The 16,658-nt window shown below is 39.8% G+C and carries 12 protein-coding genes and 1 pseudogene; 6 read left to right on the forward strand and 7 right to left on the reverse strand.

Features of this window, described 5'->3' with window-relative positions; all coding sequences use genetic code 11:
- Window positions 1-275: 275 nt before the first annotated feature.
- Window positions 276-1,175: a phosphate ABC transporter substrate-binding protein gene (locus tag BQ5903_RS08175; RefSeq protein ID WP_079579309.1), complete on the reverse strand. Its 900-nt coding sequence runs from the start codon at window positions 1,173-1,175 to the stop codon at window positions 276-278.
- A 360-nt stretch (window positions 1,176-1,535) separates the two neighbouring features.
- Here BQ5903_RS08175 and BQ5903_RS08180 point away from each other — a divergent pair, with 360 nt between their 5' ends.
- Together BQ5903_RS08180 and BQ5903_RS08185 are read left to right on the forward strand one after the other, a co-directional pair.
- The gene (locus BQ5903_RS08180; protein ID WP_010500073.1) at window positions 1,536-2,495 is read left to right on the forward strand and encodes an IS30 family transposase; all 960 of its coding nucleotides are present in this window, start codon (window positions 1,536-1,538) and stop codon (window positions 2,493-2,495) included.
- Between the two features lie 90 nt (window positions 2,496-2,585).
- Window positions 2,586-3,884, forward strand: a pseudogene (locus BQ5903_RS08185) (ISL3 family transposase); the annotation flags it as partial.
- A gap of 78 nt (window positions 3,885-3,962) precedes the next feature.
- On the opposite strand, the gene ltrA (BQ5903_RS08190) reads toward BQ5903_RS08185, so the two are convergent.
- On the reverse strand, window positions 3,963-5,348 hold the full coding sequence (ltrA, locus tag BQ5903_RS08190) for a group II intron reverse transcriptase/maturase (RefSeq protein ID WP_079578848.1): 1,386 nt from the start codon (window positions 5,346-5,348) through the stop codon (window positions 3,963-3,965).
- Between the two features lie 505 nt (window positions 5,349-5,853).
- Window positions 5,854-7,239, reverse strand: a complete 1,386-nt coding sequence (ltrA, locus tag BQ5903_RS08195) for a group II intron reverse transcriptase/maturase (protein ID WP_079579310.1) — start codon at window positions 7,237-7,239, stop codon at window positions 5,854-5,856.
- Between the two features lie 716 nt (window positions 7,240-7,955).
- On the opposite strand from ltrA (BQ5903_RS08195), the gene BQ5903_RS08200 reads away from it, so the two are divergent.
- Window positions 7,956-8,279 carry a DUF4828 domain-containing protein gene (locus tag BQ5903_RS08200; protein ID WP_231920832.1) on the forward strand — a complete coding sequence of 108 codons (324 nt, stop codon included), beginning with the start codon at window positions 7,956-7,958 and terminating at the stop codon, window positions 8,277-8,279.
- Window positions 8,280-9,247: 968 nt separating this feature from the next.
- Window positions 9,248-10,519, forward strand: coding sequence for an ISL3 family transposase (locus BQ5903_RS08205; protein ID WP_079579312.1), 1,272 nt, complete (start codon window positions 9,248-9,250; stop codon window positions 10,517-10,519).
- 131 nt (window positions 10,520-10,650) lie between these two features.
- Here the strand turns inward: BQ5903_RS08205 and BQ5903_RS08210 are convergent, their stop codons facing one another.
- A complete protein-coding gene (locus BQ5903_RS08210) occupies window positions 10,651-11,838 on the reverse strand; it encodes an iron-containing alcohol dehydrogenase (protein WP_079579313.1) in 1,188 nt (395 codons plus the stop codon).
- A gap of 1,289 nt (window positions 11,839-13,127) precedes the next feature.
- On the opposite strand from BQ5903_RS08210, the gene BQ5903_RS08215 reads away from it, so the two are divergent.
- Both BQ5903_RS08215 and BQ5903_RS08220 read left to right on the forward strand, forming a co-directional pair.
- Complete coding sequence (locus BQ5903_RS08215) at window positions 13,128-13,643, forward strand: ECF transporter S component (protein WP_079579314.1); 516 nt, start codon at window positions 13,128-13,130, stop codon at window positions 13,641-13,643.
- Between the two features lie 118 nt (window positions 13,644-13,761).
- The gene (locus tag BQ5903_RS08220) at window positions 13,762-13,953 is read left to right on the forward strand and encodes an LSm family protein (RefSeq protein ID WP_010496960.1); all 192 of its coding nucleotides are present in this window, start codon (window positions 13,762-13,764) and stop codon (window positions 13,951-13,953) included.
- 126 nt (window positions 13,954-14,079) lie between these two features.
- Here the strand turns inward: BQ5903_RS08220 and BQ5903_RS08225 are convergent, their stop codons facing one another.
- The 3 genes from BQ5903_RS08225 to BQ5903_RS08235 are packed head-to-tail and all read right to left on the reverse strand — an operon-like array spanning window position 14,080 to window position 16,656.
- The gene (locus BQ5903_RS08225) at window positions 14,080-14,835 is read right to left on the reverse strand and encodes a class II aldolase/adducin family protein (RefSeq protein WP_079579315.1); all 756 of its coding nucleotides are present in this window, start codon (window positions 14,833-14,835) and stop codon (window positions 14,080-14,082) included.
- The gene (locus tag BQ5903_RS08230; RefSeq protein WP_079579316.1) at window positions 14,832-15,089 is read right to left on the reverse strand and encodes a hypothetical protein; all 258 of its coding nucleotides are present in this window, start codon (window positions 15,087-15,089) and stop codon (window positions 14,832-14,834) included. The genes BQ5903_RS08225 and BQ5903_RS08230 overlap by 4 nt, the downstream gene beginning before the upstream one ends.
- 16 nt (window positions 15,090-15,105) lie before the next feature.
- Window positions 15,106-16,656: a PTS galactitol transporter subunit IIC gene (locus BQ5903_RS08235; RefSeq protein ID WP_079579317.1), complete on the reverse strand. Its 1,551-nt coding sequence runs from the start codon at window positions 16,654-16,656 to the stop codon at window positions 15,106-15,108.
- Between the last annotated feature and the right edge of the window lie 2 nt (window positions 16,657-16,658).

The raw sequence follows: 16,658 nt of genomic DNA on the forward strand, positions 1-16,658 counted from the left end.
ACTTCGATTTGTTAGGCAATCTCATCCCACCGTTTCCAGCCTTTTAGCCACTTCTTGTTCATCGATTCGATGTTTCGTCTAGGACTTCCTTCAGATTCTACCTCACGATAGACACCCTTGTCTTCGACTCGTGATACCGGCCACTACGGCTCACAGCGGACTTACACCGCCTAGTTACTGCCCATGCCGGGCGCACCTAAAAAAATTACCTCACCTTTGGGCAAATGAGGTAATTTCTTTCAAATATTTAACAAGTTATTCTTGTTGCAGAATGCTTATTTATCTTTGACCTGCCCATCTGGATCCATCGTAACTTTCATGTTATGGACACTGTAGTAACCCAGTTTAGATACCAGACCTTTTTGAACATCTTTGGATAAAACATAGTCGATCAGCTTTTTAGCAGTCCCTTTTGCTTTGCCTTTGGTATACATGTGTTCGTATGACCAGATCTTCCATTTGTTAGTAGAAACGTTGCTGTAATTTGGCTTAACGCTATCGATCGAGAGTTCTTGCAGATCCTTGTTGACATATGAGAAGGCTAGATAACTGATTGCTCCTGGTGTTTGGCCAACAATTTTTTGAACTGTCCCATTGGAATCTTGTTCTTGTGCATTGACCGGCTTGTCGCCTTCTTGCAAAACAGCATTTTCAAAGGTTGCACGTGTGCCAGAACCTTTGGCACGGTTGATGACAGAGATCTTTTCGTCTTTACCGCCGACGTCTTTCCAGTTAGTGATCTTACCCGTGAAGATTTGACGTAACTGATCCATCGAAACATTCTTGACCCCAACATCTTTGTTGACAACTGGGGTCATCCCGACAACGGCCACTTTATGATCGCTTAATTTTTCAGGATGGATCCCTTCTTGTTGTTCGGCAAAAATATCAGAATTTCCGACCTGAACAGCACCTGATTGAACTTGACTCAAGCCTGTACCTGAACCGCCACCTTGGACAGTAATGTTAGCTCCTGGATTATCATTTTGGAATTGTGAAGATGCCTTTTCTATCAAAGGCTGCAAAGCTGTTGAACCAACAATGGTGATTTTTTCTTTGGAAGAACTTGACGAGGACGAATCCTTACTCCCAGAATTAGAACTGCATCCTCCAAGTACCAAACCAAACAAGCCCAAAGTCGCCACTGCTAGCGTCGCAAATTTTGTCTTTTTCATCAATAGCCCTTCTTTACTTTTAATATTTTTTGACTGTCTCTAGAATAACCTTTTTTGGTAAAGCCTATATGTTGTTAATGTAAAGGATACGTAAATTTACATTTGAAACATTAATTTGGGCTTTTATCGAATTATTTTTATGCAAATCACAATTTTTTTGACACATTTCATTATAAAAGCGCTTAACAAATACAAAACTATTTCAAAATTTTTGGTTCTATAATATTTGGTACTGATAGAAAAATCTTCTCTCAGTACCAATTTTGTTTTATGACGTCGTTTGTAAAATTAAGTTAGAAATAAAAAAGCCATTTGTGGTAGACTTTTGAATATCCCTAATCAAAAGAGAGGTAACCACAAATGACTTATAAACATCTTACCACACGTGAATTAACCTTTATATATAATTTTTGGAAGCAAGATATTAAAGCCTATCATGCCGCTAAAGCTCTTAAACGTTCCAGCGAAACCGTTTATCGTGTTTACCGGTTTCTAGATGCTGGTAATTCAATTAGTCAATTTCAAGAAAATCATCGAGTTAATAAAACTCATTGCGGTCGAAAAGCAATTGAATTACCAGAAGATGAAACCAAATACATTAAGCAGAAACTCGCATTAGGTTGGACCCCTGATACGATTATTGGTCGAGCTGAGATACAGATCAGTTGTAGTATGAGAACCTTATACCGACTTTTTCAAAGAGGTGTTTTCAATGTGAAATTGTTGCCAATGAAAGGTAAAAGGCATCCAAATGGTTACGTTGAACGGCGTGGTAAAGCTGGCCGACTCGGCAGAAGTATTTATCAACGCTATCAGGATTATCCTCATTTTCAACATGAATTTGGTCATTTAGAAGCAGACACCGTCCAAGGCAAAGCACATCAAGGTGCAGTTATGACCTTAGTTGAGCGTCTCTCCAAAGTTGAAATCATTTTAAACATCCAACAAAAATCGGCTGAATGCGTTAATAAACATCTTAATCAATGGTTGTCCCAACAGCCAAAACACCTTTTCAAGTCAATTACTTTTGATAATGGTAAAGAATTCACTGGTTGGAAAGAAATCGCAAATAAGCATGATATTAGTACTTATTTTGCCGAAGTTGGGGCTCCTAACCAGCGTGGCTTAAACGAAAATAATAATGGACTAATTAGACGAGATGGTCTCAACAAGAGCATGGATTTTCGCAATTTACCAAATGCTTTAGTTCAACAAGTCAGTAGCCGGCGTAATCATATTCCAAGAAAATCATTAAATTATAAAACACCAATTGAGGTATTCATGGAAAACATCACAGATAAACAGCTATGTTATTTCTAACTTAATTTGACATTTCAAGTGATAAAAAATAGAGATGAAGACACACTTCATCTCAAAGAAACAATCCCTACACTGAAAGGAATGTCCTACATGAAGAATTGTACACTGGATCTATTGGGAATTAAAGACTCACACCTGGAATTTGATCCAAAATATAAGAATAAAGTGATAGCTGCAGGATTTTACCAACATAAAAAAGTCCGCAAGATCCATTTGCGGCAATCTTATCCTTGTGCTTGCCCAGTTTGTGGTCAAAAAATGCGCTACAACGGTTTTAAAACCGTTGAGATGCTCGGTTTGCCTTCGGGTGGGATCACAAATGTTTTTTCGATCCGCAAACAAAAATATCTCTGCCCGGCTTCAGCTGCCTGCCCTAAAACTATTACAAAACTTGCGGAGATCAAGGACGTCAAGGCTAACGACCAAATCTCACAAGCCGTTAAATATCAGGCTATTTCTAAATTAGACCAGAATATCTCACAAAAAGATATTGCCGCTGATTTTGGGATCTCTGGAATGACAGTGATGCGCTTTGCGCAAGAGCTCTCAACTTACTTAAGGCCCAATCATCATTTCTTACCGCAAAATATCGCTTTTGACGACTTTAAAGCGGGCAACTTTTCTAGTAGCGGCATGAGTATCATTGTCATGGACATTGCGACACGCCGCACGTTAGATATCGTGCGTTCTCGGCATAATACATACTTACGGAGTTACTTTTTACAATATGACCGTCAAGCTCGCTGGGCAGTCCAAACGGTCACAGTTGATCTGTACTCGCCTTATCGATCCTTGATCCATGAGATCTTTCCGCAAGCGCTGATCATTGCCGACCGCTTCCATGTCGTAACCCAAGCTTATCGGGCCTTAAACTTAGTTCGGACACAAACCATGAAACAGGCGGGACAGGGTTCGCACAACGCACGTGCTTTGAAACATTATTGGAAATCGTTAACTAAAGACTCGACCAAACTTGATTTTAAAACCTATCGTAAAAGCAGAAACTTTCGTAATATGCAGTTATGTGAACAGGATATTGTGGAGCGTTTATTAAACATGTCCTCCGCTTTGCGACAAGCTTACGTTTATTATCAAACACTTTTACAAGCTGTCCATCAGCGAGATCCAAGGCTCTTAGAAAGTCTAACACGTTCAGCTGCAGGCATGCCTGAGCCCATCAAAAAAACTAATCGTACCTTGCGTAAACATCTACAAGAAATCAAGAACAGCTTTCAGACGACCTTTTCTAATGGACCCGTGGAAGGAACAAACAACAAGATCAAAGCCATTAAAAAGACTGCTTACGGTTTCCGGAACTTTGAAAACTTCCGTTTACGTCTTCTCATCGAATTAAAGAATAGTTATGTCAGTTTGAATTTTCATAGTCACAATCGGGTAGGAGATAGTTCACACTATCGACCTCCCACACCACCGTACGTACGGAACCGTATACGGCGGTTCAACAACTTAAGCTTTTGCTTGAATAGACTGGTACAGTTTGGACAGATTTATTAGCCCACGCTGTGCCAGTCTTTTATTAGTTATGGTCATCAACAGTGTTTTACTGTGCGCGTTGCGCCAGTATCCCTTACGAGTATTGACGTAGATTTTCGCCTGTTTGGGTGTCAAGCCTAGTTTAATCAATGCTTTATAACGGGTTCCGATATTCTTCCACTGTTTCCAGATATACTGGCGGATGCGCGAGCGCAACCATTTGTCTAGTTGTTGGAGAAAGGTTTTCATCTTCCCAATGGAATAATATTGGATCCAGCCCTGCATTTTCTGCTTAATTTCATGCAGAATCCTATCAAGGCTGACGCCTCGGCTTCTCTTGGTGATTCTTGTCAATTCCTGTTTAATTCTCTGTTTAGGTTTTTGATGAGGACGCGGGTAGGCGCTATTGCGTCCCACACCCAGAGAAAAACCTAGAAACTTCAGTCTTAGTGGAGAACCGACTTGCGTCTTTTCTGCATTCACTTCAACTTTGAGTTCCTTTTCTAAAAACTGGGTGATGCTTTTGAGAACCCGTTCACCCGCACGCTTACTTTTAACATAGATATTACAGTCATCCGCATAGCGTACAAATTTATGTCCTCTTCTGGTCAATTCTTTGTCCAGCTCGTTCAGATAAATATTTGCTAGTAATGGTGAAATATTGCCACCTTGCGGTGTACCTTTAGCGGACTTCTCGAAAAATCGACCATTCATAACACCACTCGTCAAGAACTTACGAATCAAATGCAAGACCCATGGCTCACTAATGTAATTTTCAACAAATTTAATTAGTAAATCATGGTTCACATTGTCAAAATATGACTTTAAATCAAGGTCGACCACGTAGTGATAACCCTGATTATAATAAGCAACCACCTTTTTCACAGCACTTTGTGCACTGCGGTGTGGTCGAAAACCATAACTATTATCTGAGAATACTTTTTCAAAAATAGGAGACAGTTGCTGTTGTAACGCCTGTTGAACCACACGGTCAACGACCGTTGGGATTCCTAACTGACGTTTCGAACCATCTGGCTTAGGAATCTCAACTCGTTTGACAGGTTGGGGTTCATAGCTTTCGGTTCGCAAGGCCTCGATTAGTTTTACGTTATTCTCTTTCAAGTATGGGCCAAGTTCCTCAACGGACATGCCGTCAATTCCTCCAGCCCCTTTATTACGCTTGACATGGACAAAGGCCCGATTTAAATTATTCCGGTCTAAGACCTTCTCACGTAATAAGCCATTTTGAGTTCTCTTTTCACCAGAAACAACGCTACGCGCTCCTGTTTGCTCTGACCCTTCCAGGGTTACCCTCCGCAGGTAGTCAGCTTTATTTTCTGTTTTCTGCGATTGTCGTATTGTTTCCACCTCCAGGATGAATCAAAATTATTGTTGTTCAGCCCTTCACCATTACTGGCTACTATGGCCTCGGCTGACTTCTGTCATGGACAACTCAACATTACTATTGAGCCTGTTCCTGCCAGAAATAACTTCCAGCTTGAGAGAACTACCATGACAGACCTCCCCGGGTAAGAGCAGTAGCTTTCGCATCAAACCGTTGGCTTTACTGTGACGGTTTCGAGTGGTCAGGGACTTCGATTTGTTAAGCAATCTCATCCCACCGTTTCCAGCCTTTTAGCCACTTCTTGTTCATCGATTCGATGTTTCGTCTAGGACTTCCTTCAGATTCTACCTCACGATAGACACCCTTGTCTTCGACTCGTGATACCGGCCACTACGGCTCACAGCGGACTTACACCGCCTAGTTACTGCCCATGCCGGGCGCAATCGGGTAGGAGATAGTTCACACTATCGACCTCCCACACCACCGTACGTACGGAACCGTATACGGCGGTTCAACAACTTAAGCTTTTGCTTGAATAGACTGGTACAGTTTGGACAGATTTATTAGCCCACGCTGTGCCAGTCTTTTATTAGTTATGGTCATCAACAGTGTTTTACTGTGCGCGTTGCGCCAGTATCCCTTACGAGTATTGACGTAGATTTTCGCCTGTTTGGGTGTCAAGCCTAGTTTAATCAATGCTTTATAACGGGTTCCGATATTCTTCCACTGTTTCCAGATATACTGGCGGATGCGCGAGCGCAACCATTTGTCTAGTTGTTGGAGAAAGATTTTCATCTTCCCAATGGAATAATATTGGATCCAGCCCTGCATTTTCTGCTTAATTTCATGCAGAATCCTATCAAGGCTGACGCCTCGGCTTCTCTTGGTGATTCTTGTCAATTCCTGTTTAATTCTCTGTTTAGGTTTTTGATGAGGACGCGGGTAGGCGCTATTGCGTCCCACACCCAGAGAAAAACCTAGAAACTTCAGTCTTAGTGGAGAACCGACTTGCGTCTTTTCTGCATTCACTTCAACTTTGAGTTCCTTTTCTAAAAACTGGGTGATGCTTTTGAGAACCCGTTCACCCGCACGCTTACTTTTAACATAGATATTACAGTCATCCGCATAGCGTACAAATTTATGTCCTCTTCTGGTCAATTCTTTGTCCAGCTCGTTCAGATAAATATTTGCTAGTAATGGTGAAATATTGCCACCTTGCGGTGTACCTTTAGCGGACTTCTCGAAAAATCGACCATTCATCACACCACTCGTCAAGAACTTACGAATCAAATGCAAGACCCATGGCTCACTAATGTAATTTTCAACAAATTTAATTAGTAAATCATGGTTCACATTGTCAAAATAGGACTTTAAATCAAGGTCGACCACGTAGTGATAACCCTGATTATAATAAGCAACCACCTTTTTCACAGCACTTTGTGCACTGCGGTGTGGTCGAAAACCATAACTATTATCTGAGAATACTTTTTCAAAAATAGGAGACAGTTGCTGTTGTAACGCCTGTTGAACCACACGGTCAACGACCGTTGGGATTCCTAACTGACGTTTCGAACCATCTGGCTTAGGAATCTCAACTCGTTTGACAGGTTGGGGTTCATAGCTTTCGGTTCGCAAGGCCTCGATTAGTTTTACGTTATTCTCTTTCAAGTATGGGCCAAGTTCCTCAACGGACATGCCGTCAATTCCTCCAGCCCCTTTATTACGCTTGACATGGACAAAGGCCCGATTTAAATTATTCCGGTCTAAGACCTTCTCACGTAATAAGCCATTTTGAGTTCTCTTTTCACCAGAAACAACGCTACGCGCTCCTGTTTGCTCTGACCCTTCCAGGGTTACCCTCCGCAGGTAGTCAGCTTTATTTTCTGTTTTCTGCGATTGTCGCATTGTTTCCACCTCCAGGATGAATCAAAATTATTGTTGTTCAGCCCTTCACCATTACTGGCTACTATGGCCTCGGCTGACTTCTGTCATGGACAACTCAACATTACTATTGAGCCTGTTCCTGCCAGAAATAACTTCCAGCTTGAGAGAACTACCATGACAGACCTCCCCGGGTAAGAGCAGTAGCTTTCGCATCAAACCGTTGGCTTTACTGTGACGGTTTCGAGTGGTCAGGGACTTCGATTTGTTAGGCAATCTCATCCCACCGTTTCCAGCCTTTTAGCCACTTCTTGTTCATCGATTCGATGTTTCGTCTAGGACTTCCTTCAGATTCTACCTCACGATAGACACCCTTGTCTTCGACTCGTGATACCGGCCACTACGGCTCACAGCGGACTTACACCGCCTAGTTACTGCCCATGCCGGGCGCACCTTAAAAAAGCTGCTCATTCCATTCAGGAACAAGCAGCTTGACCAAGTAGACCAATTGCTTATTATTTTTAATAATTCATTTCATCAGTACCACTTGATAAAGAACCAAATTTCTAAATTGTTGCAAATAGTTCTATTTACGTTTAAATCAAAGTTCTTTTCTGTTTTTATCTATTAAATGGTGTTATATTTAGATTATGATATATATTGCCAAAGGTGAGAAAGAGGGAGCAAAAATGGGATTGATGCGCTTCGGCAAACGGAGGTCACATTTAATTGGAAGTTTTTTGGCTAAAATAATCCGGCCGGGCAAACAAAAACAGCAACCAAGCAATAATCTGGCGGGTATTTTTGCTGGAAATTGGCAGTTCGTTGATGAAAATAATTCTCGGATCCATCATTTACACATTAGCCTGGACCTTTCAATTTCATTAGATGGACGGTCATTGCCAGGTTCAGTCTTGAATCTCAACGAAAAAGAACTCGTTTTTCTAGATACTTATGGTTACCATCTCCGAATAGATGCCATTGACGAACACCCGATCAGTGTCTATGATGAGGCCGATGATCGGGTTTACCAGTTGACTCCTTGTGATTCCACTAACTTATAGGCAGCAATAATTAAAAACGGTTGAGCCTTGCTAACAAGGCAGGGTATTTTTTAGAAAACAAAATAACTTTCCAGCTTGGACACTGCTATAGCCCCTGAAAGTTGCCAAATGAAAAAGTATCATTCATCTGGCAAGTTTCAGGGACTTTTATTATGTCTAGAACAAAGTTTACGACCACAGAAAAATTAGCTACTATTCTAGGGCTTGCAAAAACTAATTTAGCTAGAGCAAAATTTCTTAAGGAATACAGTGTCAGCTGGGTGGCCTTTACCAGTTGTTAGGAATTTTATCTGCAGAATGACTTAATGAGTGTACCACACCACAAGTAAAGATCATTCTAATCAATCCAAGTTAGACCTACTAAACTAAAGAAAACAAAAGCAAGCCTCATTCCAATTGTTTATTACCAAAACGATGTGCCTTCTAGTAGTAGGCACATCGTTTTGAAAAACTGGAACTCACAAATCGAACCATATATGAAAAAAACCTACCTAAAGGATAAACATCCATATAAATCAATTACTGATGTGCGCCGCTTTCTAAATAACACATTGGTTCAAAACACACGGGCAAGTACTTTACAACCGCTTAAGCTCAAGAACTCATTTACCACTAGCCTCCGCCCTCGACTTTGTTTCTTGTTGCGCAGAACATTTAAGAACACACGAATTATTAGCAATTTTAAACACACTCATTATTATCATCTTGGGAGCTTGCTATTTTAACTTTTCAAAATCCTGCTTTCTTTATGTGCAGTAAACCTTCTTTTTATCAAATTTATACCTAATACGTTGTACGAGAAAAGAGGACTAAAAACAGGTTCTACAATATCTGTTGTTGGTAATAGATTTTCATCTATTACCGATGACAGATTTTTTATTTATGGCTAGAATAAAAAAGCGGACATTTCCTGTCCGTTCATCCAAGTCAACCACCACGAAGATTTTTCAGAAAGAAGGAAATGCCCTATGTGTCATGATACTACAAAATTATTATTAGGAATAGCTGACGAGAACCTAAAAATTACTGACGGTGAAACTGGAGAAGACGGGGTTATTCGCTTAACTGGCCACTTGGATTACACGCCGAAGGCTTGTCCCAAGTGCGGGATTATCAATGATCAAAAGATTATTAACTACGGCTGGCGCAATACCACTATCAGATTCTCGAAGGTTCTGAGCAACACCGTCATCTTAGCCTTAAAGCGTCGCTATTTCCACTGTAAAGAATGTCACGGCAACTTTCTTGCACAAACAGTGGCAGTTCCGAAACACTGTACAATTTCAAACCCCAGCCGCAAAGAATGCCTAGAGAAGCTCGGTGAACCGGTCTCTTTGAAGCACATTGCCAATGAAGTATCGGCATCAGATTCATTTGTGGGCCGCCAGTTAATGCGCGCTGAACGAGACTTTCAAACCAATTGGCACTATTTACCAGAGATCATCTTAATGGATGAGGTGAAGAGTACCAAGAGCGCTACTGGTGCCATGAGCTTTGAGTTCATGAATGGCGAAACCCATGAATTAATCGACTTACTCCCTTATCGAACCATCAATAAACTAGAGAAGTATTTTTACCGCTTCGATCAAGCTGCCCGAGAAAACGTCAAAATTATTGTGACTGATATGAATTATACCTACCCCAAGCTTGTGCAGACCGTGTTCCCCAATGCCATGGTGGTCATGGACAAGTTTCATATTATCAACGCCCTAAATCGGGCGTTTAACAAAACCAGAATCAAGGTGATGAAGAAGTTTACCCCGTCTTCTCGCGAATTTCACGCCCTTAAGCGCTACTGGAAGCTGTTGTTAGTACCAACTGAACAGCTTAACTTTGAACAATTCAAAAAGTGGACTAATTTTCCTTACTGGATGGCTGCCACCGATGTTGTCCATCAGCTGTTATCGTTGGATTCAGAACTAGAACAAACTTATCAAGTCTTAAACAGCGTCCGGTCAGCTGTCCAACATCAAGATTGGCATAACTACAATGCGGCATTTTGGAATAACAAAACGTATTCTGAAGAAATGAAGAACACGATTAAAACACTTGAAAGCCATCATGATGAGATTCGTAACACCTTTACCACACACTATTCAAATGGTCCTTTGGAAGGTTCTAATAATAAAATCAAGGCGATCAAACGAGCCAGTTTTGGCTATCGCAGCTTCTGGAGGTTTAGAACTCGAGTACTATACGTTTTCAAAATCAAAACAAAAAGAGCCCTAATCACGAAGTGATTAGAACTCGAAATATGGATTCACCAACAACAGTTGACGAAGAGCCTAAAAACACCCCATGATCGTTAGTTTCTATGTCTAACGATTATGGGGTAATTCAAGTTTTCAGCTGTCCTCTTCAAGTTTAATGGCTAAAATGAAAAGTCTAAATTACCAGCGTAAGCAGCCTGGAAGATCTTCACGATATCTTCTTTGGTGCCAACACGTGGATTAGAAGCTGCATTTCCATCTTTCAGGGCATTTTCAGCCATCAGCTCAAAGTCTTTCGGGTCAGCACCAATATCTTTGATCGTTTCTGGGATACCAACATCATCAGACATCTGCTTCATAGCTCTAATGGACAATTCAGCAGCATCACGAGTTGATAAACCGGCTGTATTTTCGCCCATAAATTCAGCTAATTCCGCAAACCTTTGCGGGTCAGCGATCAGGTTATACTTTTCCACGTATGGCAGCAACAAAGCACAGCAAACACCATGTGGTGCGTCATACTGACCGCCCAATTGATGAGCCATCGCATGCACGTATCCAAGGTTAGCGTTATTGAAAGCCATACCGGCTAACATTTCAGCTTCGACCATCTTCGTTCTAGCCTTCAAGTTGTGGCCGTTTGCGACTGCTTCACGCAAAGAAGTCTCGATCAACTTGATGGCTTCAATACATTGAGAATCTGTGATCGGGTTATGGTCAACTGAAACATATGGTTCAATCGATTGCACGAAAGCGTCCATCCCGGTCGCGGCTGTTAAGCCCTTCGGTACATCCAACATCAAGCTTGGATCGTTGAATGAAACCAGCGGAATATTGCGCCATGAAACGACAACAAACTTCAAATGAGTCTCTTCGTTAGTGATCACAGCGTGGCGAGTCAATTCAGAACCTGTACCGGCTGTGGTGTTAACAGCGATCAACGGCGGTAAGGCATTATCCAAAGTCTCGATCCCAGCTAACTTGGTAATATCATCACCATTAGTCAAGATGATCCCTGCACCCTTGCCCGTATCGTGAGCGGATCCCCCACCAACCGTAATGATGGAATCAGCGTTTTCTTTTTCAAATAAGGCCTTAACTTCTTTAATGTTATGGATCTTTGGGTTAGGTTCAACACCGTTGTAAATAACATAATCAACGCCGGCTTCGTCTAAGGAAGCAAGTGTTTGTTTAACAGCACCACCTTCCAAATTTTCCAGGAACTTATCAGTCACAACGACTGGTTTTTTCATCCTCAGCATTTTTGCTCTTTCACCAATTTTTGCAATGACACCTGAGCCAAAAAAGTTAACGCTTGGCATTAAAAAATCATAACTGCGTTCTGCCATAAATAAAGACCTCCTGTTTATATTTATTTGAAAAATACTGCACAATGTTTGCCGTCAAGTGGAAACGTAAAGTAATTTTATCAGGAATGGACTCTTTAAAAAAATATTTGTATGCATTTTCACTTGATGTTTAAAAATAATGTCTTAATAACATAATGCATTAATTTTTAAATATGATTCATAATCATTTTAACACTTATTTTTTCACATGTAAAGATTTAGTCTTAACGGTTCAGCTCTAAATGAAATTATATTCACATAAATTTGACAAATAGAAATTAAATGGTAATCTAATAACGTAATTTTTAAGTATGTTAGAGAAAATATAGGAGAAACTTTGCATGATTTTTAAAAGAAGATATTTTTTAATTTGGTGGTTTTAGTAGTTATTTCTTTTGATAATAGGTTGTTCTCAAACCACTAAAAAGCCCGCACCTACTGCTCAGGTCGAAGGACACTTATCAATTACAAAATAACAGCAATCAAATCACTCCCAAAAACGTTCATGTAAAGAAAAACGCTACGGTCTTGACCGAACTAAAGAAAGCTTTGTCAGTCAAACTCTAAGGAAAATGGTCACACAGACCAGCAAACATAAATAAAACGCTAATAAAACCATCTACTGGGCATATAAGGTCAACGGTAAAACTTCCAAGAAAAGTGTCCAGCAACAAAAGTCAAAAAGAAGGACAAAGTCGCCCTTAATTCAAATCAATGTCAGCATGTAAGGATACCGAATGAATCATTTTTAGACGTTTCAAAGACGTGCTTATACCGTTTAAGCATTTCACAAATTAAGTAAAACTGCGTCAATATTAAGCTGGCTGCCTTCATCATTGGAAACCGACGCATAGAAGAGTTGTATTGTGCTTTTAGTCCTTTTGAGTTAATGGCAATACCGACAAGTAATTTTCTTTGGTGAATGGCCCTTTTTCATTGAAACTATCTGCTCTTAAGTTAAACACTGCATGAGAGTCCCTAACTATAAATCACTAAAAACATTCTCGCACCATAAATACTCGTAAGTCAGTCAAATTAAAGCTGCGACTAGCTCTGCTAAACTAGTTGACAGATCGATCGATACAACATGTGGTTGGTACTTAAAATGATTACCTGGGCGCCAGTCTTAAAAAGTAGTTGGACTACAGGATAAATGATCCTATACCAGTTGATCAAAGCTAATGACACTTAGAGATTATCATGTAATGTCCAACAAGGAAAGTTGTCATATCACTAAAACTTGGTTTAAAAGCCAATGTTTAATTTTAATAATACGAGGAAGAATAACGATGAGACAAGCGCATAATTCCATTCGGAAAATAACGATGTTGGGTTTGTTAGCGGCCATTTGTACTGTCTTGCGGATCATTAAGGTCCCGCTCCCCAATGTCCAACCAGTGACAGATATAATCATGATCGTTACTTTGATTAATGGTAGTGGTGCTGGTTTGGTCTTGGCGATCTTGACCATGTTGGTCTCCAACTTGTACTTAGGATTTGGCATTTGGACTGTTCCGCAAATAGCTGCTTATATTGTTTGTGTGCTAACAGTCTTGCTTTTCAAAAAGCTGTTCTTTTTACAGAAATTTTGGTGGTTGCAGTTAGGAGTGGCAACTCTTCTAGGCTTGGAATATGGCCTGATAGTTAGCTTATGTATGGTCGTAATTGGTCAGACCCCTGCTTTTATCGCCTATTACACCAGCGGATTTCTATTTGACATCTATCACGCAGCCGGAAATTTAGTCTTCTATCCTTTGATTTACTGGCCGTTGAGCAAAGTTTTACAGAACTACGCTCAGGAATAGTTTACTACTAAGTGTTAATATTTTAAGGGTAAACGACTGAAATCTAAACAAGTAAGCGGTATACTAAGTGTAAGTAGATATCTCTAATATCTGCATAATTTTTAAGAAGGTTGATATCATGGCAGAAGAAATGGATCCACATACAGCAAAACGACTGGGTATTCCCAAGCCAACGACTATCAAGTTGATCAACGGTGAGATCATCAAGGGAACATTAAAGATGGTCAAGCCAAAACGGATCGTTGTTGACTGCGACGATGGTCGCACATTAAAGATCTTCAAGCACTCAATTTTGTACTATGAAGACTAAAACATGACATAAAAGTGGGATAAGTAAACAGTATCAGCATGAAGTGCCCCATAGTTGTTAGTTTTTATGTCTAACAATTATGGGGCACTTTTTACTCTCTAGAGAACAGGTAGTTTTACTATTACTCTATACATTTAACTTTGATTTGGCTTGACCATCAGTTTTTTTACCACAGGAACGATAGTCATCAATAATCCCCAACTTCTTAAAAATTGTCTGTTTATACGCAATATCAGCATTCCACTCCACCGTTTCAAGAACTTCTGTTGCGGCATGTAAATCGGTATCTGTTATCAAGACACCATGACTGTCCAGCAAAAAGATGTTCTGTGTCGCATCGTTCCCTAATTTTTTAATCTCTGATTGAACAATGTCGGCTAATTCCTGTGAGCAAGCTTCGCGGTATGGTAAGCATTTAATTTTTCCTAATGGAACATTCACAGAGGTCACTTCTGTCAGGTTAGGCATATCAACCCCTAATGTAGCCCAAAACATACAGTTTGGAGCATGAGAATGATAAACAACATTAATATCTGGGTTAGCCCTATAAGCTCCCTCATGCATATTAATTTCCCTAGTCAGCCTTCCCTCACCAGCCAACTTTTCACCTGTTTCTAAATCAACTACTAAAATTTGCGAAAGACTCATCTTGGCAAACCAAGCTTCCGACATAAAGGTAGGTGTCATCAATAAATAATCATGACCAGCTTTATACTCTTGTCCATCATAAGCAAAAGTTTCATCAGGAGTAACTCTAAGTGAAATGTTTCCCCCAGCCACATTAGTCATTTTTCTGTTAAACATCTCACGGGCAACATTAGCCAGATCTTGTCGCTCTGTTTCAAAAGGCAGGCGTTCTTTAGTAATATTTTGTTCCATCATAATTTTTCGTTCCCCTTTCGATTTTTTCTCATTTTTTCAAAAGCTTCATACTTTTCTTTACGTCTCTGATTGTAGTTTTTAAAAATAACTGGATCACCGTATTTTGATAGGTATAAGCCAAAAGCAATCACAGCAATACACCCTGGAATGTTCTTTGTGAAAACTACCAAAACTGTCAAAATAACATTAATGAATAACGCTAATGACCACAATATTTTCGCACCAACATTTTTCTGTGATTGATTTTTTTCCATGCTGTCTCTCCTCATTTTATTTTCTATTATAATTACTAAAATCCATACCGTTGATCTCATCAACACTTGTTGCTTGTTTACTCTTAGGTTTTTTATTCTTTTTAACGTTGCTAAAATCAAGACCGTCTATATCAGAAACTTTCCATTCTTCTTTAGCAGAACCATTCGTTGCACTATTAGATTCATGTTCATTAGAGACATCAACATCTTCAATACCAGCTAACTTATAACGCTTACTTGGAATGGAGATTTTATTTTGATCCTTATACAGCCAAACAAAAACCAATAGCCATACGATTGCACCAATTATTGCCCACCATTTTCCATTATAAACTTGCGCGAATAACATCCGAAAATCAGGTCCTTCAAATGTCGACCATGAAAGTTGTTGTCCCGGTCGAACCTTGACAGCACCAGTAGATTTTGCCAAATTAGTGATAACTGGGGCAAAATAAGTTGCACCGTATAGGAAAATTGGCGTTGTGATAATTCCAAGTGTCAGCATTCTCCACAAGTTAGCACCAGTTAATAGCAAGGCAGCAACTACAAAAGATAAATTAATAATTCCAGCAAATGGAAGGACAGTGTTACCAGGCAAAACCATTGCCAATATCAGCATTACAGGAACTAGTATGATTACAGTAACCCATAATTCATTTCGCCCAGCTAAAATCGGCCAATCAAGTCCAATAAATACTTCACGTCCTTTAAAATGATCTTTCATCATCTTATTCATTGCATCCGCGATTGGATTTAAAGCTTCCATGAATAATTTTGAAATCATCGGGAACATGGTCATGGCTGCTGCAGCTTCAATGGCTAATTGCAACGATCCTGAGATAGAATATCCAGCACCAAATCCAAGTAAAACACCGATTATCGCACCCATAACTGAATTATCTGCAAAAATCCCAATTTTCTTTTGAATAGCATTAGCATCAGCCGGTTTATTCATTATCGGAATAAAATCGAGTAATTTATTAAGCGGCATTAAAATTACAGCAAATAAAGTAATAAAATGTGGAACTGTAACTCCTGGAATACCTGTCAGATCTTCAATATGCCTTTGCCACATATCCCCTGCTTTTAATTCTAAAATGATCTGTAGGCTGGCGATCGCAAAGCCATACAGCGAATTATGCGTAAAATATAAGACAACAACATATGTGAAAATTTTATTCCAAACATTCCACATATCAACATTCAAGGTTTTAGTCCAATTAATTGATAGCATGATAAAATTAATAACCAATAAGAGCGGGAAAAATAGGAAAGCCGTTTTATACGACCATGTGATTGCAGCCACACCTGGCCAACCTTGATCGATCGCATTTAAACTCAAATGCATCAATTTCGACATTGATTTTGCTGCTGGTGAAATTGCATCTGTCATATAATTAACAACTAATGTCATTCCACTAAAAGCAACGCCTAATGTTAATGCTGCTTTAACGGCCTTGCTAAGCTTCAATCTGGCTAACAATGAAATCAAAAACATGATCAACGGAACAAAAACTGCTGCACCCAAATCTAAAACATAATTAACTATTGTTTTTAAGACTTCCATAA

This window comes from Ligilactobacillus acidipiscis (genome assembly GCF_900116935.1).
Lineage (GTDB): Bacteria > Bacillota > Bacilli > Lactobacillales > Lactobacillaceae > Ligilactobacillus > Ligilactobacillus acidipiscis.

What these genes read in the sequence shown, in the direction of transcription:
- BQ5903_RS08175 (WP_079579309.1), bottom strand. Translation starts at nt 1,175, where the DNA reads ATGAAAAAGACAAAATTTGCGACGCTAGCAGTGGCGACTTTGGGCTTG.
- BQ5903_RS08225 (WP_079579315.1), bottom strand. Translation starts at nt 14,835, where the DNA reads ATGATGGAACAAAATATTACTAAAGAACGCCTGCCTTTTGAAACAGAG.
- BQ5903_RS08210 (WP_079579313.1), bottom strand. Translation starts at nt 11,838, where the DNA reads ATGGCAGAACGCAGTTATGATTTTTTAATGCCAAGCGTTAACTTTTTT.
- BQ5903_RS08230 (WP_079579316.1), bottom strand. Translation starts at nt 15,089, where the DNA reads ATGGAAAAAAATCAATCACAGAAAAATGTTGGTGCGAAAATATTGTGG.
- BQ5903_RS08235 (WP_079579317.1), bottom strand. Translation starts at nt 16,656, where the DNA reads ATGGAAGTCTTAAAAACAATAGTTAATTATGTTTTAGATTTGGGTGCA.
- BQ5903_RS08205 (WP_079579312.1), top strand. Translation starts at nt 9,248, where the DNA reads ATGTGTCATGATACTACAAAATTATTATTAGGAATAGCTGACGAGAAC.
- ltrA (WP_079579310.1), bottom strand. Translation starts at nt 7,239, where the DNA reads ATGCGACAATCGCAGAAAACAGAAAATAAAGCTGACTACCTGCGGAGG.
- BQ5903_RS08220 (WP_010496960.1), top strand. Translation starts at nt 13,762, where the DNA reads ATGGCAGAAGAAATGGATCCACATACAGCAAAACGACTGGGTATTCCC.
- BQ5903_RS08180 (WP_010500073.1), top strand. Translation starts at nt 1,536, where the DNA reads ATGACTTATAAACATCTTACCACACGTGAATTAACCTTTATATATAAT.
- BQ5903_RS08215 (WP_079579314.1), top strand. Translation starts at nt 13,128, where the DNA reads ATGAGACAAGCGCATAATTCCATTCGGAAAATAACGATGTTGGGTTTG.